Annotated in this window: 19 protein-coding genes; 9 read left to right on the forward strand and 10 right to left on the reverse strand. The window is 64.9% G+C overall.

Annotated features, from left to right (window positions below):
* Positions 1-14: 14 nt before the first annotated feature.
* Genes U1703_RS01655 through pgsA form a run of 3 tightly spaced genes read right to left on the reverse strand, consistent with a single transcriptional unit; the run spans position 15 to position 1260 of the window.
* A complete protein-coding gene (locus tag U1703_RS01655; RefSeq protein ID WP_332784312.1) occupies positions 15-452 on the reverse strand; it encodes a molybdenum cofactor biosynthesis protein MoaE in 438 nt (145 codons plus the stop codon).
* Positions 449-706, reverse strand: coding sequence for a molybdopterin converting factor subunit 1 (moaD, locus tag U1703_RS01660; RefSeq protein ID WP_332784313.1), 258 nt, complete (start codon positions 704-706; stop codon positions 449-451). Before moaD ends, U1703_RS01655 begins: the two co-directional genes overlap by 4 nt.
* Entirely contained in the window at positions 706-1260 is a 555-nt protein-coding gene (pgsA, locus tag U1703_RS01665) for a CDP-diacylglycerol--glycerol-3-phosphate 3-phosphatidyltransferase (RefSeq protein ID WP_320450924.1), read from the reverse strand. Before pgsA ends, moaD begins: the two co-directional genes overlap by 1 nt.
* A 114-nt stretch (positions 1261-1374) precedes the next feature.
* Here pgsA and U1703_RS01670 point away from each other — a divergent pair, with 114 nt between their 5' ends.
* Positions 1375-2685 carry an MFS transporter gene (locus tag U1703_RS01670; protein ID WP_320450923.1) on the forward strand — a complete coding sequence of 437 codons (1311 nt, stop codon included), beginning with the start codon at positions 1375-1377 and terminating at the stop codon, positions 2683-2685.
* Here the strand turns inward: U1703_RS01670 and U1703_RS01675 are convergent, their stop codons facing one another.
* From U1703_RS01675 to U1703_RS01695, 5 genes are all read right to left on the reverse strand, one after another.
* Positions 2686-2853 carry a hypothetical protein gene (locus U1703_RS01675; RefSeq protein WP_320450922.1) on the reverse strand — a complete coding sequence of 56 codons (168 nt, stop codon included), beginning with the start codon at positions 2851-2853 and terminating at the stop codon, positions 2686-2688.
* Between the two features lie 96 nt (positions 2854-2949).
* Positions 2950-4653, reverse strand: coding sequence for a cation acetate symporter (locus U1703_RS01680; protein ID WP_332784314.1), 1704 nt, complete (start codon positions 4651-4653; stop codon positions 2950-2952).
* Positions 4650-4955, reverse strand: coding sequence for a DUF485 domain-containing protein (locus tag U1703_RS01685; RefSeq protein WP_332784315.1), 306 nt, complete (start codon positions 4953-4955; stop codon positions 4650-4652). The genes U1703_RS01680 and U1703_RS01685 overlap by 4 nt, the downstream gene beginning before the upstream one ends.
* Positions 4956-5060: 105 nt before the next feature.
* A complete protein-coding gene (locus U1703_RS01690; RefSeq protein WP_332784316.1) occupies positions 5061-6377 on the reverse strand; it encodes a sigma-54-dependent transcriptional regulator in 1317 nt (438 codons plus the stop codon).
* Positions 6374-8164, reverse strand: a complete 1791-nt coding sequence (locus U1703_RS01695; protein WP_332784317.1) for a sensor histidine kinase — start codon at positions 8162-8164, stop codon at positions 6374-6376. The genes U1703_RS01690 and U1703_RS01695 overlap by 4 nt, the downstream gene beginning before the upstream one ends.
* A 195-nt stretch (positions 8165-8359) precedes the next feature.
* Between U1703_RS01695 and U1703_RS01700 the strand changes: the two genes are divergently transcribed.
* From U1703_RS01700 to U1703_RS01710, 3 genes are all read left to right on the forward strand, one after another.
* The gene (locus U1703_RS01700) at positions 8360-9694 is read left to right on the forward strand and encodes a dicarboxylate/amino acid:cation symporter (protein ID WP_332784318.1); all 1335 of its coding nucleotides are present in this window, start codon (positions 8360-8362) and stop codon (positions 9692-9694) included.
* Between the two features lie 113 nt (positions 9695-9807).
* Positions 9808-11292, forward strand: a complete 1485-nt coding sequence (locus U1703_RS01705) for an alginate export family protein (protein ID WP_332784319.1) — start codon at positions 9808-9810, stop codon at positions 11290-11292.
* A 37-nt stretch (positions 11293-11329) separates the two neighbouring features.
* Positions 11330-12622: an MFS transporter gene (locus tag U1703_RS01710; RefSeq protein ID WP_320450915.1), complete on the forward strand. Its 1293-nt coding sequence runs from the start codon at positions 11330-11332 to the stop codon at positions 12620-12622.
* Between the two features lie 4 nt (positions 12623-12626).
* Here the strand turns inward: U1703_RS01710 and mtnP are convergent, their stop codons facing one another.
* Complete coding sequence (gene mtnP, locus U1703_RS01715; RefSeq protein WP_332784320.1) at positions 12627-13505, reverse strand: S-methyl-5'-thioadenosine phosphorylase; 879 nt, start codon at positions 13503-13505, stop codon at positions 12627-12629.
* A 410-nt stretch (positions 13506-13915) separates the two neighbouring features.
* Here mtnP and U1703_RS01720 point away from each other — a divergent pair, with 410 nt between their 5' ends.
* The 4 genes from U1703_RS01720 to U1703_RS01735 all read left to right on the forward strand — a co-directional run bounded on the left by U1703_RS01720 (position 13916) and on the right by U1703_RS01735 (position 18318).
* Positions 13916-14548 (forward strand): TetR/AcrR family transcriptional regulator, encoded by a 633-nt coding sequence (locus U1703_RS01720; protein ID WP_332784321.1) that lies wholly within the window; start codon positions 13916-13918, stop codon positions 14546-14548.
* A 64-nt stretch (positions 14549-14612) separates the two neighbouring features.
* Entirely contained in the window at positions 14613-15728 is a 1116-nt protein-coding gene (locus tag U1703_RS01725) for a glycoside hydrolase family 130 protein (protein ID WP_332784322.1), read from the forward strand.
* Positions 15725-17314, forward strand: a complete 1590-nt coding sequence (locus tag U1703_RS01730; protein WP_332784323.1) for an alpha-amylase family glycosyl hydrolase — start codon at positions 15725-15727, stop codon at positions 17312-17314. Before U1703_RS01725 ends, U1703_RS01730 begins: the two co-directional genes overlap by 4 nt.
* Positions 17311-18318 (forward strand): glycosyltransferase family 4 protein, encoded by a 1008-nt coding sequence (locus U1703_RS01735; RefSeq protein WP_332784324.1) that lies wholly within the window; start codon positions 17311-17313, stop codon positions 18316-18318. Before U1703_RS01730 ends, U1703_RS01735 begins: the two co-directional genes overlap by 4 nt.
* On the opposite strand, the gene U1703_RS01740 is transcribed toward U1703_RS01735, so the two are convergent.
* Positions 18297-18767 carry a MarR family winged helix-turn-helix transcriptional regulator gene (locus U1703_RS01740; protein WP_332784325.1) on the reverse strand — a complete coding sequence of 157 codons (471 nt, stop codon included), beginning with the start codon at positions 18765-18767 and terminating at the stop codon, positions 18297-18299. The genes U1703_RS01735 and U1703_RS01740 overlap by 22 nt on opposite strands.
* A gap of 63 nt (positions 18768-18830) precedes the next feature.
* Here U1703_RS01740 and hppD point away from each other — a divergent pair, with 63 nt between their 5' ends.
* Entirely contained in the window at positions 18831-19892 is a 1062-nt protein-coding gene (hppD, locus tag U1703_RS01745; protein ID WP_332784326.1) for a 4-hydroxyphenylpyruvate dioxygenase, read from the forward strand.
* Positions 19893-19930 lie beyond the last annotated feature (38 nt).

A 19930-nucleotide genomic window follows, 5' to 3' on the forward strand; every position in this document is an offset into this window, starting at 1 on the left:
AGGTGGATCAAACTCTAACTCCAGCGCTCCGCAGCCGCCGTGTCGCTATCCCGCGCCTCGACCCAGCGTGCGTCATCGCCACGCGTTTCCCGCTTCCAGAAAGGCGCGTCCGTCTTCAACCGGTCGATCAGATAGGCGCACCCGTCGAGCGCATCCCGCCGATGCGGTGCGGCAGTGAGGACGAGGACGATCCGCTCACCCGGCCGCATCGGGCCGACGCGGTGGACGATCGTGGCCGCCTGAAGCGACCACCGCTCCGATGCCGTCCGGGCGATCCGATCCAGCGCAGCCTCGGTCGCGCCGGGATAATGCTCAAGCTCCAGCTGATCGACGCCGTCATCGGCGCGGACGAGGCCGCAAAAGCTGGCCACGGCACCGACATTGCCGCCTTCCACCCGGACCGTTTCGGCTGAGAGGTCGATGGGATCGCGGGACACCAGGATGCGGATCATCCGCCCGTCACCGGCGGAAAGATCGCGACCTCCCGCGCACCGACGATCGATGCATCGGTGCCGACGAAATTCTGGTCGACCGCCGCCCGCAACCGCTCGGGCTCCGCCATCGCCTCGGCATAGCCGCCGCCGCGTTTGGCCAGCCAGCCGATCAGATCCGCGACCGTCACGACCTCGGCCGGTGGGCTCACCACTTCCTCGGGCTGCCCGATCCGTTCCCGGACCCAGGCGAAGTACAGGATCGTCAACGACATCAGCTATCCATATGTTTGAGGCCGACGCGCAGGTAATCCCAACCGGTCACGATGGTCAGCACCGCCGCGCCCCACAGGGCAGCAAGCGCGGCGATGTGCAGCCACGGCCAGTTGGGCAGCGCCCCGCCCAGGATCAGGCCGCCCAGCGAGATCAGCTGCAACGTCGTCTTCCACTTGGCCAGCCGCGACACGGGCACGGAAACCTGCAACTGCGCCAGGAATTCACGCAGGCCCGACACCGCGATCTCGCGCAACAGGATGACCAGCCCGGCGATCACGCTCCACCCGCTCAGTACCTGAACCGCGACCAGCACCAGGATGACCGATGCGACCATGATCTTGTCGGCGATGGGATCCAGAAAAACGCCCAGTTTCGATACCGCACCCTGGGCACGGGCGAGATAGCCGTCGAAGTAATCGGTGATGCCCATCAGGCAGTAGAGCGCGAAGGCGATGCCATATCCCAGCGCCCACTCCGGCTGCCACAGCAGCGCCGCCAGCAGCGGCACGGCCAGGATTCGGGAAAGCGTCAGGAGGTTGGGCAGCGTCAGCATGTCGCCTTCTAACCGCTCGTTCGCCCATGACAAACCGCTTTAACCGGTTGGCGTCACGCACGCGCATGGTTATGTTGTCGTCATCCTGTTGCCACGATCGGGCCATTTTTCGTTATGCTCAATGCCCTCGGGCTTCTCAAGCGGCGCCGGTTCCTGCCGCTGTTCACCACCCAGTTCCTCGGGGCGTTCAACGACAATCTGTTCAAGACGTCGATGGTGTTGTTCGCGACCTATGCGATCTTCACCGATCCCCAGGCCGAATTCTATTTCAACTCCGCCGCGACCGCCGCCGCCATCCTCCCCTTCGTATTCCTTTCGGCGATGTCCGGGCAGCTGGCGGACGGACATGACAAGGCGCGGATCGTGCGGATCGTGAAGACGGTCGAGATCGGGATCATGATGATCGGCGCCGCCGGACTGCTGATCGCCAAGGCGGGCTATACGATGACCGGGCTGTCGCTGATGCTCGGCACGGTCCTGGCGCTGGGCATCCACTCGACCTTCTTCGGGCCGATCAAATATGCGATCCTGCCCCAGCATCTGGAGCCCGAGGATATTCTCGGCGGCACCGGGCTGGTCGAGGCGGGGACGTATCTGGCGATCCTGCTCGGCACCGTCGCGGCGGGGTGGATTCCGGTCGAGGCCGCAGCGATCGGCGTGCTGATCGTGGCGGTGCTGGGCTGGTTCACCGGCCGCCAGGTGCCCCCCGCCCCGCGCGAAGGGCCGCCGATCAAGCTGAACTACAACCCCTTTACCGCGTCGTGGCAACTGATCTCCGCGACGCTGCACATCCGCCGCCTGTTCCTGGCGATCGTGGCGATCAGCTTCTTCTGGACGATCGGTGCGGTCCTGATCATCATCTTCCCGCCGCTGGTGAAGAATGTCCTGACCGCCGACAAGGAGGTGGCGAGCCTGGCCATCGCGATCTTCTCGGTCGGGGTCGCGATCGGGTCGGTGGTCATCAACACCATGCTGAAGGGCGAGATCTCGGCGCGCTATTCGCCGATGTCGGTCATCGCCATGGGGGCCTTCGTCGTCCTGTTCTCGCTGCTGTGCCGCAACTGGACGCCGGCACCCGATGGCGGCCTCTATAGCTGGCAGGCCTTCCTGGCGCAGCCGCGGGCGATCGGCATTCTCGCCGCGCTCCTCGCCATCGCGACGACGGGAGGGATGTTCGTGGTGCCGCTCTATGCGTTTCTGACGACCACCGTCGAAAAGGACCAAACGGCGCGCACGGTGGCGGCGAACAACATCGTGAACTGCTTTGCGATGACGGTCGGCTCGGTCGCTGTATTCGGGATCAGCGCGGCGGGGGTCACGCCCGCCGACATGCTATTCGTGGTCGCGGGCATGTGCCTGGTCTCGGCTTGGCTGGCGCTTCGGCTCCACCGCGCTTGCGACGACGGCTGCGTCCGCCCTGCCTGATCAGAAGATGAAGCTGTAGAAACACACGAAGAAGGCGGTGAAGCTGAGGACGAACAGGCGAATATCCTGATCGTCGTCCCGACGGCTCCGTGGAAGCACGGGCGGGGGAAGCGAGCGCCGAAAGGGGTGGCGGGCAGCTTCATTGGTCAGGACGAGGCGGCGTTTCATGGCGCGATGTTAACGCCGCGTTGACCATTCCGGCATCCGGGGATTTGCCGGATGGTTGTACCCGCCGCCCCGTTTAGGGACAGCGGGTACGACAACTCAGTGCTCGTGCGCGGACGAAGCGCCGATCCCCGTTTCGGACCGGATGCGCTGCGCCCGATATCCTGCGCGATCGACCGCCCCACGGCCCGTCCGGTCGGTGATCGACACCAGCCAGATCGTCAGGAACGCCAGCGGCATCGAGAAGATGGTCGGCGATCCATAGGGGAAGATCGGCGCCGCATGACCCAGCACCGCGACCCAGATCGCAGGCGACAGGATGGTCAGCACCAGCGCGGTCAACAGCCCGACCAGCCCACCGGCAACCACACCCCGCGTCGTGCAGCCCGACCACAACAGCGACAGGAACAGCACGGGGAAGTTGGCCGACGCCGCCAGGGCGAAGGCCAGGCTGACCATGAAGGCGACATTCTGTTTCTCGAACAGGATGCCGAGCAGGATCGCCACGACCGCAAGAACCAGCACCGTGATCCGCGACACCCGCAGTTCGGAGGCGGAGTCGGCCTTCCCCTTCTTGATGACCGTCGCATAAAGGTCATGGCTGACCGCCGAGGCGCCCGACAGGGTCAGGCCGGCGACGACCGCCAGGATGGTCGCGAACGCCACCGCCGAGATGAAGCCGAGGAACAGGTTGCCCCCGACCGCCTGCGCCAGATGAATGGCGGCCATGTTGCTGCCGCCGCGCAAGGCGCCGTCGGCGTCCAGGAAGCCCGGATCGGTCGCCACCAGTACGATCGCACCGAAGCCGATGACGAAGGTCAGGATATAGAAATAGCCGATCCAGCCCGTCGCCCAGAGCACCGAGCTGCGCGCCGCCTTGGCATTGGGCACGGTGAAGAAGCGCATCAGGATATGCGGAAGGCCCGCTGTCCCGAACATCAGCGCGGCACCGATCGAGATGGCCGAAATGGGATCCTTGATGAACCCGCCCGGCCCCATGATCGCCCGGCCCTTCGCCACCGCTTCGTCCGGTCCCGCGCCTGCCAGCGCGGCAAGCGCCGTCTTCACCTCGATCGCACGGGCGAACAGCGCCTCGGGGCTGAAGCCGAAACGGGCCAGCACGGCGACCGCCATGAAGCTGGCCGCGCCGAGCAGCATCATGGCCTTGACGATCTGGACCCAGGTGGTCGCCGTCATGCCCCCGAACAGCACGTACATCGTCATGAGCACGCCGACGATGATCACCGCATAGCCATAAGGCAGGCCGAACAGCAGCCGGATCAACTGCCCCGCCCCGACCATCTGCGCGATCAGGTAGAACAGGACGACCAGCAGCGTCGAACAGGCCGCGACCATGCGCACCGGCGTCTGCGCGAAGCGAAAGGATGCCACATCGGCAAAAGTGTAACGGCCCAGGTTGCGCAGCCGCTCCGCCATCAGGAAGAGCAGGATCGGCCAGCCGACGAGGAAACCGATCGAGTAGATCAGGCCGTCATAGCCATCGGCATAGATCTGCGCCGAAATGCCCAGGAACGATGCCGCCGACATGAAGTCGCCCGCGATCGCCAGCCCGTTCTGAAAGCCGGTGATGCCACCGCCCGCCGTATAGAAGTCCGATGCCGTCTTCGTCCGGCGCGCCGCCCAGCGGGTGATCGCCAGGGTCAGCGCGACAAAGGCCGCGAACATGCCGATCGCGGTCCAGTTCGTCGCCTGCTGTGTGGCCGGGCCGATGGCATGGGCCTGCGCCGCCGACCATGGCAGCAGGGCAAGCGGCATGGCCGCCATCGCGATACGCGCCCTCATGCACCATACTCCGCCCGCAGCGCATCGATGACAGGATCGAAATCGCGATTGGCCCGCCAGACATAAAGGCCGGTCAGACATATCGCGAGGGCGATGACGCCCAGTCCGATCGGGATGCCCCAGCTCGTCGCGCCTCCGCTGACCGATCCCGCCAGCAGCGCCTTGTCGAAGGCGATGGTCAGGACGAAGCCGAAATAGACGACCAGCATGACGATCGTCAGGATCGTGGTGAACCGTCCTCGCCTGCGTATCAACGCGATGTAGCGCGGATCGCGCGCCAGACGGTCTGCGGCATCCTCCATGGCATTCTCCTATCCCCGCACCGCACCTGTCGGCGGCGTCGTGGCGGTCATGCTCCCCCGCCCCGCCGGTCGCGTCAAGGAAATTGGGGAGCGGGGCCGTGACGGTCAGGCCCGGTTGGGGCGATAGGCGTTCAGGTCGATGCCGTGCCGGGCCACCTTGTCGTAAAAGGTCTTGCGCGGAATGCCGAGGATGGCGAGCGCGGCCCGGACGTCGCCCGCGACCTCCTCCAGGACCGAGCGGATCGTCGCCCCCTCGAACTGCTCCACGCGCTCGGGCAGCGGCAGCGGATCGCCGTTTTCCGGGCTGTCGCCGAACAGGCCGAGCGCGACGCGGTTCGCGTAATTGCGCACCTCGCGTACATTGCCGGGCCAGTCGTGCGACAAGAGCCGCGCCTGGATCGCGCCGTCGATCATCGGCACCGGTCGCCCGAACCGCTCCGCCGCCTCGCGCAGGAAATGGGCGAACAGCAGCGGCACGTCGGCACGCCGCTCGCGCAGGGGCGGCACGCGCAGCCGGACGGCATCCAGGCGGTAGAGCAGGTCGGCGCGGAACCGGCCTTCGGCCACTGCACGCGCCAGATCGGACTTCGCCGTCGCGACGATCCGCAGGTCGAGCATCTGCGGATCCTCGGCCCCGATCGCACGCACTTCCCGCTCCTCGACGACACGCAGCATCCGGCCCTGCAACGCCGGGGCCATGCTGTCCACCTCGTCCAGGAACAGCGTGCCGCGATGTGCCGCCGCGATGCGCCCTTGATGGCGGCCATGCGCCTGGCCGAACAGTTCGTCCTCGGCAATCGCCTCGGGCAGCGCGGCGCAGTCGACCGCGACGAACGGCCGGGTGCGGCGACCGCTCCACCGGTGGAGCAGCAGTGCGACCAGTTCCTTGCCCGTCCCCGTCTCTCCCTCGACCAGCACATCGACATCGGCCTGCGCGACCTGCCGCACCGTCTCCCGCAGCCGCATCATCACCGGAGTATCGCCGATCAGCGGATATGCGCCCTGCGCTTCCTCCGCCGCCAGCCGCAACCGGCGATTGTCGAGGACGAGCCGCCGCATCTCCAGCGCCCGCTCGGCACTGGCGATCAGGTGATCGGCGGCAAAGGGCTTGGCGACGAAATCGAACACCCCCTGTTTCAGCGCGGCGACCGCCATCGGCACGTCGCCATGCCCGGTCATCAGGATGACGGGAATTTCGGTATCGACCGCCGCCACCCGCCGGGCCAGCTCGATACCGTCGATCCCCGGCATCCGAATGTCGGACACGACCATCCCGGCGAAATCGGCGGTGATCGCCTCCAGCGCGGTCAGGGGATCACCATGCGCCTCGACTTCGATCCCGGCGAGTTCGAACGACTGGGCCAGGGCCTGGCGCAGGACGGTGTCGTCATCGACCAGCAGGACGCGCATCGCCTCGCTCATGCCCGACGCATCCGAATGCGAAAGCCCGCGCCGCCCAGGGTCGAGGGGGTGATCTCCAACATACCGCCAAACTCCGTCATGATGTCGCGCGCGATCCCCAGCCCCAGGCCCAGGCCGTCGGGCTTGCCCGTCACGAAGGGCGTGAAGATCTCGGTCGCGATCGCCGGGTCCAGTCCCGGCCCATTGTCCTCTACGGTCAGCTCGACGCCATCGGGCCCGTCCGATACGGTCAGCCGAACACGCGGCGACGGCCGACCCGCCACTGCGTCGAGTGCGTTCTGGAGCAGGTTGACCAGCACCTGTTCCAGCCGGACCCGCCCGGCCTTGACCACAGGCAGGGGCTGTCCGCTCGGCCGTTCCAGTGCGACGCCTGCCGTGCGGAACCTGTCACCGATCAGCAGCATGGTGCCGTCCAGCACCTCGTCCAGCGACACCGGGCCCAACCCGTGCGTGCCCCGCCTGGCGAAGCGGCGCATCTCCTGAACGATCGAGCCGATTCGCTCGGTCAGCTCGACGATGGTCGCCAGGTTGCCCGCCGCCTTGTCCGGCTGGGTCCGCGACAGGAAGGTGCGGGCATTGTCGGCCAGCGTCCGGATCGCGGCGACCGGCTGGTTGATCTCGTGCGCGACGCCCGCGGTGATCGAGCCCAGCGAACCCAGGCGATTGGCCTGCGCCAGTTCCTCGCGCGCGGCACGAAAGCGCTGGTCGGCGCGGATACGCTCGGTGATCTCGACGGTCAGGCGATCATTGGTCGCGCGCAACTCGGCGGTGCGTCGTGCGACTTCTTCCTCCAGCGCTTCGCGCGCCAGAACGGCGCGCTCGGCACGGGTCCTCCGCCAGATGAAGACGACGCTCAGGCCGAAGAGCCCGATGACGAGAAGTGCTGTGGCCGAGCGAACCCAGCCATCCGCTTCACGTAGCGCGGGCTTGGTCGGCACGATATGCAGCAATCGCCAGCCGGGCAGCGGCGCCGGGGCATCGCCGACCACGAACACCGCGCCATCCCGATCCGTCGCCCGGTCGCCGGAGACGCGATAGGGGCCGGGGCGCAGCGGCTGGACGCCGAACTGCTGGCTTTCCTCGATCGCGGCACGCAGCGCCGGGCTGACGGGTCTAAGCAGGCCGAAACGGGCATGGGGGTCGGTCGTGACCGCGGTCACGCCGTGATTGTCGACCAGCAGCGTCGCGCCTGGATCACTGGTCCAGGCCTGGACGATCCGGTCGAACTCCACCTTTACGACGACGACCCCGTCGGGCGCGCTGGCCGATCCGATACGCCGCGCCAGGAACAGGCCGGGCCGGTGGCTGGTATTGCCGAGCGCGAAATATTCCGACGTGCCGGTGTGCATCGCCTGTCGGAAATAAGGGCGAAAGCCATAGTCGCGGCCGACGAAACTATCGGGCTCGCCCGCGTTCGATGCGGAGATCGTCCGCCCCTTTCGATTGATCACATAGATGACCGGTGCCCCCGTCCGCTCCGCCAGGCCACGCAGCTTGTCGTCCAGCCGCCGCGCGGCCTGTTCCGATCCGTTGCGCAGCGCCTCGCCGACATCGGGATATTCGACCAAGACGATGGGCAGCAGGCGAAAGCGTTGTAACTCGCTGTTGAGCAGCCGCTCCTGCTGACGCGCGATCCGCGACGCATCGGCACGAAGATCGGCCATCGCCTGACGATGGGCATAAAACCGCAAGCCCACCGCCGCGGCAAAGGCCATTATCCCCACGCACAAGAGCGGCAGTGCATAGCGGCGCAGGTAACGGCGCGTCAGGGTGAACGGGGGCAGCATGTGTGCGGAATATCGCAACCATCGCGCCTACGCTATGCGAAATTTCGCTTATCGGTTACGAATGTTTTATATTGTTTCGTGTTTTATCAGTGACTTGCGGAGATTAAGGAATCCTTTGTACGGAACGGGGAACTTCCGCACACTGCATGCAACCCGGAACGCGGCTTACCGCGTCCGACCCTTTTGCAGAGGATGATGAAAGCCGTGATTGCTCAAGATTATGCCGTAGCCGAGGCGCCCAAGCGGGCGCGCGTCTGGTCCCATCTCTATGTCCAGGTGCTGGTCGCGATCGCATTGGGTGCGATTATCGGCCATCTCTGGCCCAGCTTTGGCGAATCGCTGAAGCCCATCGGCGACGCCTTCATCAAGCTGGTGAAGATGATCATCGCCCCCGTGATCTTCCTGACCGTCGTCACCGGCATTGCGGGCATGCGCGAACTTGGTTCGGTCGGCCGCGTCGCTGGCAAGGCTTTCTTCTATTTCATCACCGTCTCGACCTTTGCACTGATCGTCGGCCTGATCGTCGCCAACGTCGTGCAGCCGGGTGCCGGCATGAACATCGATCCCGCCACGTTGAAGGTCGGGTCGATCGCCGAATATACCGCCAAGGCGCATGACACGACCGTCACCGGCTTCCTGCTGGGCATCATTCCCGACACGCTGATCAGCGCCTTCACCCAGGGCAACATCCTGCAGGTCCTGATGGTCGCCATCCTGTTCGGCATTTCCATGGCACTGGTCGGCGATCCTGCCCGTCCGCTGCTGAACAGCCTGGAGCGGATCAGCGTCGTCGTCTTCCGCATGGTCGGCATCCTGATGCGCGCCGCGCCGATCGGTGCCTTCGGTGCCATCGCCTTCACCATCGGCAAGTACGGCGTCGGCAGCCTGGTCAATCTGGGCGCGCTGGTCGCGACCTTCTACCTCACCTCGATCCTGTTCGTCGTCGTCGTCCTGGGCACCATCGCCCGCGCCAACGGCTTCTCGGTCCTGAAACTGATCCGTTACCTGAAGGCCGAGCTGCTGCTGGTCCTCGGCACCTCGTCCTCCGAAGCCGCGCTGCCCAACCTTCTCGTGAAGATGGAAAAGGCGGGTTGTGAAAAGTCGGTCGTCGGCCTGGTCGTCCCCACCGGCTATTCGTTCAACCTGGACGGCACCAACATCTACATGACGCTGGCCGCGCTGTTCATCGCCCAGGCCTGCGGCGTCGATCTGTCGCTGGGCCAGCAGCTGGCCCTCCTCCTCGTCGCGATGCTCTCGTCCAAGGGTGCAGCCGGCGTCACCGGCGCAGGCTTCATCACGCTGGCCGCCACCCTCTCGATCGTGCCGGACGTGCCGGTCGCGGGCATGGCGCTGATCCTGGGTGTCGACCGCTTCATGTCCGAGTGCCGCAGCCTGACCAACTTCATCGGCAACGCGGTCGCCACGGTCGTGGTCGCGCGCTGGGAAGGCGCCCTCGACAAGGATGCCCTGAACGCCGCTCTGGACGGTCGCCCCGCCCTTCCCGCGGCAGCACAGCCCGTCATCGCCTGAACCGAAACGATGCCCGGCCGATCTTTTGACGATCGGCCGGGCATTTGGTTTACCATCAGGTGATATGCCACTGCCGTGATTGCAGAACGTTACGATTGAGGGGGACTACCATCATGAAACGCATTTGGCTCGCCGGGACGGCCCTGGCGGCGTCGGGGCTGGCCGTTGCGCCCGCCACGGCGCAGACCGTGACGCCCAAGGCCGCAGCGGAACCCGCCAGCCCGGCCAGCACCGCCTATCCGACCAGCGCCGCCGGAGACGGCAACACCGTTGCGGGTTACAACCAGTCGCGCTGGGCCGAGGACTGGCGCAAATATTGCGATCCCGCCAAGCGCGACGATCCCATCGACGCGCTGAAGTGCGTGAAGCTGACCCAGGATGGAAAGTCCTATGTCACCTTCTCGGGCGAGCTGCGCACCCGGGTCAACATCACGACCAATCCCAATCTGCGTGAAGTCCAACAGCAGCGGCAGGACATCGCCCGCATCGTCGGTGGTGCCGACGTCCATCTGGGTGATCATTTCCGCGTGTTCGGCGAACTCGGCCGAGCGGAGCTCCAGGGCATCAACCTGGGCGCCCCCGGCGGCAATCTGCGCAACCAGTTGGCGGTGCAGCAGCTCTTCGCCGAAGTGAAGGGCAAGGTCCTGGACCTGGACGTCGGCGTGCGTGCGGGCCGTCAGGAATTCTTCGACGGGCCACAGCTGTTGACCGTCGGCCGCGACAACAACACGCTGTTCTTCGTCCTGGACGGTGTCCGGGCCTATGCCCGTGGCAAGGACGCGCGGGTCGATATCTTCGACCTGAACTACGTCACCTATGGCTTCAAGGGCATCGGCGACGACAAGACGAACCCCGATGTGCGCTTTTCGGGCGCGACCTTCGGTTTTCGCCTGTCGCCCAAATTGTTCGGCAGTTCGAAACTGTATCTCGATCCCTTCATCTGGCGGTTGCGCAACCGCCGGGCCGTGTGGGGGCCGACGACCGCGCTCGAGGAGCGGTATTTCCTGGGCCTGCATGCCTATGGCGATGCCGGACCGGTCAATATCGACTGGACCGTCAACAACCAGCGGGGCACCTTCAACAACCGGCCGATCTCGGCATGGCAGACCTTCATCGCGCAGAGCTATCGCCTGGGCAAGAAGCCGGATGCGCCACGGGTCGGCGTCCACTTCGACTATGGCTCGGGTGGTGGCGCGTATCAGCGGACGGGTGAACTCAACACGACCAACGGTCTGTTCGGCAACAATATCTATTACAGCTATGGCCTGTTCCTGACGCCGACCAACCTGCTGTACACCGCGCCGAATTTCACTTTCACCCCGGTCAAAGGCCTGCGCTTGGCGACCGAGTATGGCTTTGCCTGGCGGCCGGACGAGTTCGACGCGGTCTACCGCGCCAACGGCACCGCCCTGCCCGGCACGCAGAACGTCCGTGGCAAGAAGGTGGCCGAGGTCGCCCGCCTGCAGGCAACGTGGACGATCACGCCGCGCCTGTCGTTCGTGGGGCGTTACGAGCACTTCAAGGCGGACACTGTCTTGCAGCGGGCCAACCTGAAAAGCTCGGATTTCTGGGCGGGATGGTTGAGCTTCCGCTTCTAAGCGATAAGAACGACCAGACAAAAAAGGGGAGTAGACCATGTCCAGCGCCACCGCCGATTCCAATCGGCATCGCCTGAAATCCATCATCGGGGGGTCGACCGGCAATCTGGTCGAATGGTTCGACTGGTATGTCTACTCCGCCTTTACCCTCTATTTCGCACCGCATTTCTTTCCGTCGGAGAACCGGACCGCGCAGTTGCTGAGCGCGGCGGCGGTCTTCGCCGTCGGCTTCGTCATGCGGCCAATCGGTGCCTGGGTGATGGGCATCTATGCCGATCGCAAGGGCCGCAAGTCGGGCCTGACCCTGTCGGTCACGCTGATGTGCCTGGGCTCGTTGATCATCGCCGTAACGCCCGGCTATGCGACGATCGGGCTGGCCGCCCCCGCGCTGCTGGTGCTCGCGCGCCTGTTGCAGGGGCTTTCGGTCGGCGGCGAATATGGTGCCAGCGCGACCTACCTTTCCGAAATGGCGGGCAAGGACCGGCGCGGCTTCTTCTCGTCGTTCCAATATGTCACGCTGATCTCCGGCCAGCTGCTCGCGATCTGCGTCCTCCTGATCCTGCAATCGACCATGACCGAGGCCGCACTGGACGAGTGGGGCTGGCGCATCCCCTTCGCGCTGGGCGCGGTACTGGCGGTCGTCGTCTTCTATATCCGGCGCGGCCTGGCCGAGACCAAGAGCTTCGAGAACGCGAAGAAGGACGGCGCGCCGCAATCGGGCCTGATCCAGCTCTTCTCCAAGCACCCCAAGGAGACGATGACGGTCATGCTGCTGACCGCCGGGGGTACGCTCGCCTTCTACGCCTATTCGATCTACATGCAGAAGTTCCTGGTCAACACCAGTGGTTTCAGCCGGGAAGTCGCCAGCCAGATCAACGCCATCACGTTGTTCGTCTTCATGCTGTTGCAGCCGGTGGCGGGCGGGCTGTCCGACCGGATCGGGCGCAAGCCGCTGATGATCGCGTTCGGTATTGCGGGCGTGCTGCTGACCTATCCGATCTTCTCGACGCTGGAGACGACGCGTGATCCGATCGTCGCGGGCGCCCTGGTAATGGGCGCGCTCATCATCGTGACGGGTTACACCTCGATCAACGCGGTGGTGAAGGCCGAGCTGTTCCCCGCCCATATCCGCGCACTGGGCGTCGCCCTGCCCTATGCGCTGGCCAACACCATCTTCGGCGGAACGGCGGAATCGGTTGCCTTGCTGTTCAAGAAATGGGGCTTCGAGCAGGGCTTCTATTGGTATGTCACCGCGATGATCGGCATTTCGCTGATCGTGTACCTGCGGATGCGCGACACCCGCTCGCACAGCCAGATCGTCGAGGACTGATCCCTCAGCCGCCGCGCGCGGTCAGCACCCGCGCCACGATCGGGCCAAGGCTCTCCGCCCTGGCCCGATCGATATGCGAGGAATGCGTGATGAGGGCATGATCGAGCACCGTGTCAATCGGTGAGACCGTCCGCTCCGCAGGCAGCAACGCGGCCAGTTCCATGACCAGCGCCCGCGCGGTGGCGGCATTGGCACCCAGTTGCGCCAGCACCGCATCCACCTCGACATGCGCTTCGTCCTCGCGCCAGCAGTCATAGTCGGTGACCATGCCGATCAGCGCGTAAGGCAGCTCTGCCTCTCGCGCGAGCTTGGCCTCGGGCATGGCGGTCATGCCGATCACATCGGCACCCCATTGGCGGTAGAGATGGCTTTCGGCACGGGTCGAGAATTGCGGCCCCTCCATGGCAAGATAGGTTCCGCCATGGACCATCCGCGCCCCCGCCCGTTCGCCCGCCTGGGCCGCCAGGGTGGACAGGCGCGGACAGACCGGATCAGCCATCGAGACATGCGCGACCAGGCCGCCCCCGAAAAAGCTGCTCTCGCGGTGGACCGTCCGGTCGATAAACTGGTCGACCGCGACGAAATGGCCGGGCGGCAGTTCCTCGCGCAGCGACCCGATGGCGGAGATGGCCAACACGTCGGTGCAGCCTGCCAGCTTCAATGCGTGGATATTGGCACGGGCGTTCACTTCCGTCGGCGCCAGGCGATGGCCCCGACCGTGGCGAGGCAGGAAGACAAAACGAACCGCTCCGATCCGCCCCCGCACCAGCATGTCGGAGGGTTCCCCCCAAGGCGTGTCGATGCGCAACGTCTCCACATCGTCCAACGCGTCGATGGCATAGAGCCCGGAGCCACCGATGATCCCGATCATCCAGTCCGTCATCGCGCTCTCCCGTTGCATATCCAAAGCCGACTAGGCGATGGGCGCTCGCAAAGCAAAAGGGCGCACGGGTCTGCGCCTCGACCAGATCGCGAACCCTGGCGGTGCGGATCGCCTTGGTCCGGCCGGGCGGCTCGATGATATTCGGTGCGGCCCCTCGCGCCGCAGTTGGCGGTCGTCGCTGGCGGCGGAGGCCCTGGAGGCTGTGGTTACCACCCCTGCCCGCCAGCCATGAGTGCCGAAGTCATGGCGAAGGATGAAGCATGCGTGAAAAATTTCGACACGTCGTGAAACTCCCTGATGCACATGACGTTTGAATTACTGAAATCCCCTGTTTTTCGCACTCGCACAAAAGACACTGGCAAGTGCATTTAAGTTTGACGTGGGTATTCGGAGGCCGCAGTAAGGGGATCATGGCCATTACCAAACGGACCGCTGGACGCCCGACCCGCGAACAGGCGCAGCATATCGACGACATCATTCTGTCCGGGGCTCGCGAGACATTCTGCTCGCAGGGCATCGAGGGTACGTCGATGGAAGAAATCGCGCTGTCGGTCGGCGTCAGCAAACATACTATCTATCGCCGCTATGCGGGCAAGATGGCGCTGCTGGACGCGGTCGTCACCCGCGACCTCGACCGATTGAACCAGGCGATGCTCGACGATGCGACGGGCAACAACCCGCTCGAGCGGTTGAAGAATTCCGCACGCCGGTTCTTCTTCTTCTGTGTCGAGCCGGACTCGGTCCGCTTCATGGCCTTCCTCACGTCGGAGGCGATTTTCTCCGAGGAACTGCGCCAGCGTTTCGCCACCTGGGATCGGGTTCTGTCCGGCCCCATCATCGCGTGCGTCGGCGCTTCGCAGGAAGCGGGACTGTTGCGCGCCGACGAAACGCCGCTTGCGCTATTCAGTCTGCTGGCAGACATTCTCGACGGCCCGGGTCGCCGGATGCAGTTCGACCTGCCCGATCCCTTTGCCGGCCTGACCCCCGACCAGTTTTTCGAGCATCGCTGGTCGGTTTTCCTGAAAGTCGCAACATCGGCATGATCGGGCGGGGGTGACGGGCCGCGATCGATCGGGAACGCGGGCTGGTAGCGAACGTTGGCGGGCCATGCCCGACGACCAGCTGATCTTCCGCCCCGACGATGTCGACCTCTCCCGCTCCCCGTTGCGGCGCGGCATTATCGAACCGACCTATGTGCTGGGCGCCTTTAACCCGGGGATGACGCGGCTGGCCAATGACAATCTGCTGCTGATGGTCCGGGTGGCGGAGGCGCTGCGGGAGCCCGTCGATGGCGGGGATGTCCGCGCGCTCCGCTGGACCCCCGCCGGTTATGTCCTCGACCGCTTTCCGCTGGCCAAGGTCGATATGACCGACCCGCGTCAGTTCGCCATCCGCGGCAGCGGCCACCGCATCCTCGCCCTGACGTCGCTGTCCTGGCTGCTGCCAGTCGAGTTGATGGCGGACGGCTCGGCGATCGTCGCGGTCCATTACGACAAGGCGATCGAACCCGCCGCGACGTGGCAGGACTACGGCGTCGAGGATGCACGGATCAGCCGGGTGGGCGACCGCTGGTACATGACGACCTGTTCGGTATCGGCCGAACGTCATTCGACGACGTTGCACATCTCCGACAACGGCCTCGACTATACGCTGGCGGGGATCATCCTCGACCATCAGAACAAGGACATGCTGTTCTTCGAGGGGCTGGTGGGCGGTCGCTTCATGGCGCTGACCCGGCCGCTGGGAGAGGTCTATTTCGCCTATCCCGACGACAGTCCCTATGTCGGCGGCCCATCGATCAATTTCGCGACATCCCCCGATGCGTTTCACTGGAAGCCGATCGAGGCCCCCGGCATTCGCGCGCGCAAGGACTCGACATCGGCGATGAAGGTCGGAGGGGGCACGCCGCCGATCCTGACCGATTGGGGTTGGCTGACCCTGTATCACGGGGTCGAGCGGCGCGACGCGGTGGGCATTTATCGCAGCTTCTGGGCGCTGTTCGACAAGGCCGACCCGACCCATATCCTGCACCTGGCCGATGACCGCCCGATCCTGGAGGCCGCGCCCGCGCTGACCGCCTCGATCGCGCATCAGATGTATCTGCCGACCCCGGTCGTCTTTTCGACTGGCATCGTCGACTTGGGCGACCATTATCTGGTGGCAAGCGGCGAGGCCGATCTGGCCTGTCGCCTGACCCGCCTGCCCAAGGCGGCCTTCGCATGACGGGGCGGCCGTGGTGGCAGTCCGCTGTCCTCTATCAAATCTATCCCTGGTCGTTTCAGGATAGCGATGGTGACGGGATCGGCGACCTGCGCGGGGTGGAGAGCCGTCTCGATTATCTGGTGGAACTGGGTATCGATGCGATTTGGCTTTCCCCGATATTTCCGTCGCCTATGGCTGACTTCGGCTATGATGTCGCCGATTATTGCGGAGTTGATCCTCGCTTCGGATCGCTTGCCGACTTCGCCTCGCTGCTGGCCTCGGCCCATGCCCGCGGCTTGAAGCTTCTCCTCGACTTCGTGCCCAATCACAGTTCGGACCAGCATCCCTGGTTCCAGGAAAGCCGGTCGAGCCGCGACAATCCCAAGCGCGATTGGTATATCTGGCGCGACGCCGCTCCCGATGGAGGCCCGCCCAACAACTGGATCAGCGATTTTGGCGGTCCGGCCTGGAGTTGGGACGCCGCGACCGGGCAATATTATTATCATGCCTTTTTGAAGCAACAGCCCGACCTCAACTGGCGCAACCCGGACGTTCGGGCCGCCATGCTGGATGTTCTGCGCTTCTGGTTCGCGCGCGGCGTCGATGGGTTCCGGATCGACGTGCTCTGGCACATCATCAAACATGCGAGCTTTCCCGACAATCCGCTCAACCCCGACTGGGACCCCGCGACCGGTGAGATGAAACGGGTGTTCCAGTTGCACTCGACCGACCAGCCCGAAGTGCACGACATCGCCGCCGACATGCGCGCCATCGCCGACGCCTTCGGCCGCGGGGGCGACGAGCGGGTGCTGATCGGCGAGATCTACCTGCCGGTCGAACGCCTGATGCGCTATTACGGATTGCACGGCGAAGGCGTCCATCTGCCCTTCAACTTCCAGTTGATCGACGCCCCCTGGGACGCACGGCATCTGGCCCGGATGATCGCCGAGTATGAAGCCGCCCTGCCCCCCGGCGGCTGGCCCAACTGGGTGCTGGGCAATCATGACCGCCCGCGCAGCGCGACCAAGCGGGGAGCGGCACAGGCGCGCGTGGCGGCGATGCTTCTGCTCACGCTGCGCGGAACGCCGACGCTCTATTACGGCGACGAACTGGGTATGGAGAATGGCGACATTCCTGCCGACCGGGTTCGCGATCCTCGCGAACTGCGCGAACCGGGACTGGGGCTGGGTCGCGATCCGGTACGCACGCCGATGGTATGGGACGACAGCCCCCAAGGGGGCTTCACCGCCGGTGAGCCGTGGTTGCCGCTGGGTACCGGCTGGCGGGATCGCAACGTGGCCGCCGAATGGAACGACCCCGGCTCGATGCTCCACCTCCACAAGGCGCTGCTTACCTTGCGTCGCGACAGTGCTGCGCTGGCCACCGGCGCAATCCGGCTGGTGGAGGCCGAGGGTTCCGTCCTCGCCTACGAACGGCGCAGAGGAGACGAATGCTATCTCGTCGCCCTGAACCTGGCCGACACGCCCGCGCCGATTGTCCTGACGGGGCAGCCCGTAATTTCGACGCTCGGCGACCTTCCGACTGGAGCCCCTTCCCTTTTGCGCCCTGATGAGGGCCTGATCCTGAAAGTCGACACGTCCGCATGAAAATCGCGATGATCGCCCCAATCGCATGGCGTACCCCGCCGCGCGCCTATGGCCCGTGGGAATTGGTCACCAGCCTGCTGACCGAGGCGCTGGTTGCGCGCGGCGTCGACGTAACCCTGTTCGCCACGCAGGACAGCATCACCGCCGCAACACTGGCCGGACCGGTCCCCGCCGCCTATTCCGAAGATCCATCGGTGGATGCAAAGGTCTGGGAAATGCGGCACTTGGCGGCCATCTTTGAGCGAGCGGGTGAGTTCGACCTGATCCACAACCAGGCGGATTTTCCGGCGCACGCCTTTTCGGGGCTGGTCGATACGCCGATGGTCACCACGATCCACGGCTTTTCGTCCGAGCGTATCATGCCGATGTACGAGCCTTACCAGCATCGCATCCACTATGTCGCCATTTCGGACGCCGATCGCCATCCGCGCCTGCGCTATGCCGACACCATTTATCATGGCATCCCGATAAAGGATTTCCCTTTCGATCCAGAGGGTAGCGAAGACCTCCTGTTCTTCGGTCGCATCCACCCCGACAAGGGGGCCGCCGAGGCTGTCGCCGTTGCCCAGGCGACCGATCGCCGTCTGATCATGGCCGGGATCGTTCAGGATCAGGGTTATTGGGAAAGAGAGGTCCGCCCCCATGTCGACGAGGATCGCATCGTCTATCGCGGACCGGTCGGGGGTGAGGACCGCACCGCCACACTGGGCGGGGCCAAGGCGCTGCTCCACCTCATCAATTTCGACGAGCCGTTCGGCCTGTCGGTGGTCGAGGCGATGGCTTGCGGGACGCCGGTCATCGCCATCCGGCGCGGATCGATGCCCGAGCTGATCGAGGACGGCGTGACCGGTTTCCTGGTCGATACGGTCGAGCAGGCGGTCGCCGCAGTCGATCGCATTGAGGAGATTGACCGTGCCGCCTGTCGTCAGGCTGCGGCGGACCGATTCTCGATCGATCGCATGGCCGACCGCTATCTGGCGCTCTACCGCTCGATACTGGGCTGATCCCGCTGCGTCAGGGCGGCGGCGTCGATGCGGTGGAGCATGGTGACGAATGCCTCCAGTTCCTCGGCACTGAAGCCTGCGAAGAGCTGGGCCTCCAGCTCCAGGGCCTTGGGCGCGACATCGGCATAGAGCATCCGCCCGGCGTCGGTCAGGACCAGCAGGTGAGAGCGGCGATCACCGTCATGCGCGGTGCGGGCGAGCAGTCCGCGCCCCACCATGGCGATGGCCGCCCGCGACACGGTGACCTTGTCCATCCGGCTGCGCTCGCACACCGCCGACTGCGCCACCGCACCCTCCTCCGCGACGATCGCGATCAACCGCCACTCGGGGATCGTGAGGCCGAACAGCTGCTGATAGGCGTTGGCGATATGATCGCTGACTAGGTTCGAGGTGATCGACAGGCGATAGGGAAGGAAGCCGTCCAGCCGCAATTCGCGAGATCGTAACATTTGACACCAATTCCCCATTCTGCGATCTAGTCACGCAAGATACTGGATCAGGAGTTGGACGTCATGGCAACCACCCCGAACAATCCGCTGGGCCTGGACGGCTTTGCGTTCTGCGAATTCACCACGCCCGAGCCGGAAACGCTGGCGCGGCAGTTCGACATGATGGGCTTCGTGCCCACCCATCGACACCCGGAAAAGGCGATCACCCGTTACAAGCAGGGCCGGATCACCCTTCTCCTGAATGCCGACGCAGACGGTCAGGCGGCCGATTTCCGCAAGGATCACGGCCCCTCGGCCAGCGGCATGGGCTTCTATGTCGCCGATCCCGCCGAGACGTTCGATCACGCGATCCGGGGCGGCGCCACGGCGGTCGACGCCACGCGCGGCTGCCTGACCCCCGATGCCAAGGCCATCGAGGGCATCGGCGGCAGCTATCTCTATCTCGTCGAGGCGGGCAGCGACCTGTTCGCCGACTGGACCGAGGTCGAGGGCTGGCAGCAGGCCGAGGCCGAGAACAATGTCGGTCTCGACCTTCTCGACCACCTGACCCACAATGTCCGTCGCGGCGAGATGCGGACCTGGTCGGGCTTCTACTCCAAGCTGTTCGGCTTTGAAGAACAGAAGTATTTCGACATCAAGGGCAAGGCGACCGGCCTGTTCAGCCAGGCGATGATCGCCCCCGACAAGGCGATCCGCATCCCACTGAACGAGAGCCAGGACGAAAAAAGCCAGATCGAGGAATTCATCCGCGAATATAATGGCGAAGGCATCCAGCATCTCGCGCTGACCACCGACAATATCTACGAGACGGTCGAGAAGCTGCGCGCACGTGGCGTCCGGTTGCAGGACACGATCGAGACCTATTACGAGCTGGTCGACAAGCGCGTGCCGAACCACGGCGAAGACCTGGAGCGACTGCGCAAGAACCGCATCCTGATCGACGGCAATGTCGGCGAAGAGGGTATCCTGCTCCAGATCTTCACCGAGAATATGGTCGGGCCGATCTTCTTCGAGATCATCCAGCGCAAGGGTAATGAGGGTTTCGGCAACGGCAATTTCCAGGCGCTGTTCGAGAGCATCGAGCTCGATCAGATCCGGCGCGGCGTCATCACGGTGGATGCGTAAGCATTCAGCGATGCGCGCACGATAGTGCGCGAGCAAGC

It is taken from the genome of Sphingomonas flavida, from assembly GCF_036663655.1.
Taxonomy (GTDB): Bacteria; Pseudomonadota; Alphaproteobacteria; order Sphingomonadales; family Sphingomonadaceae; genus Sphingomonas.

Coding starts and splice junctions, on each gene's coding strand:
- U1703_RS01655 (WP_332784312.1), bottom strand. CDS start 452: ATGATCCGCATCCTGGTGTCCCGCGATCCCATCGACCTCTCAGCCGAA.
- mtnP (WP_332784320.1), bottom strand. CDS start 13,505: ATGACGGACTGGATGATCGGGATCATCGGTGGCTCCGGGCTCTATGCC.
- U1703_RS01680 (WP_332784314.1), bottom strand. CDS start 4,653: ATGAGGGCGCGTATCGCGATGGCGGCCATGCCGCTTGCCCTGCTGCCA.
- U1703_RS01730 (WP_332784323.1), top strand. CDS start 15,725: ATGACGGGGCGGCCGTGGTGGCAGTCCGCTGTCCTCTATCAAATCTAT.
- U1703_RS01710 (WP_320450915.1), top strand. CDS start 11,330: ATGTCCAGCGCCACCGCCGATTCCAATCGGCATCGCCTGAAATCCATC.
- U1703_RS01725 (WP_332784322.1), top strand. CDS start 14,613: ATGCCCGACGACCAGCTGATCTTCCGCCCCGACGATGTCGACCTCTCC.
- moaD (WP_332784313.1), bottom strand. CDS start 706: ATGTCGTTGACGATCCTGTACTTCGCCTGGGTCCGGGAACGGATCGGG.
- U1703_RS01695 (WP_332784317.1), bottom strand. CDS start 8,164: ATGCTGCCCCCGTTCACCCTGACGCGCCGTTACCTGCGCCGCTATGCA.
- U1703_RS01700 (WP_332784318.1), top strand. CDS start 8,360: ATGAAAGCCGTGATTGCTCAAGATTATGCCGTAGCCGAGGCGCCCAAG.
- U1703_RS01705 (WP_332784319.1), top strand. CDS start 9,808: ATGAAACGCATTTGGCTCGCCGGGACGGCCCTGGCGGCGTCGGGGCTG.
- U1703_RS01675 (WP_320450922.1), bottom strand. CDS start 2,853: ATGAAACGCCGCCTCGTCCTGACCAATGAAGCTGCCCGCCACCCCTTT.
- U1703_RS01720 (WP_332784321.1), top strand. CDS start 13,916: ATGGCCATTACCAAACGGACCGCTGGACGCCCGACCCGCGAACAGGCG.
- pgsA (WP_320450924.1), bottom strand. CDS start 1,260: ATGCTGACGCTGCCCAACCTCCTGACGCTTTCCCGAATCCTGGCCGTG.
- U1703_RS01685 (WP_332784315.1), bottom strand. CDS start 4,955: ATGGAGGATGCCGCAGACCGTCTGGCGCGCGATCCGCGCTACATCGCG.
- U1703_RS01735 (WP_332784324.1), top strand. CDS start 17,311: ATGAAAATCGCGATGATCGCCCCAATCGCATGGCGTACCCCGCCGCGC.
- U1703_RS01690 (WP_332784316.1), bottom strand. CDS start 6,377: ATGAGCGAGGCGATGCGCGTCCTGCTGGTCGATGACGACACCGTCCTG.
- U1703_RS01670 (WP_320450923.1), top strand. CDS start 1,375: ATGCTCAATGCCCTCGGGCTTCTCAAGCGGCGCCGGTTCCTGCCGCTG.
- hppD (WP_332784326.1), top strand. CDS start 18,831: ATGGCAACCACCCCGAACAATCCGCTGGGCCTGGACGGCTTTGCGTTC.
- U1703_RS01740 (WP_332784325.1), bottom strand. CDS start 18,767: ATGTTACGATCTCGCGAATTGCGGCTGGACGGCTTCCTTCCCTATCGC.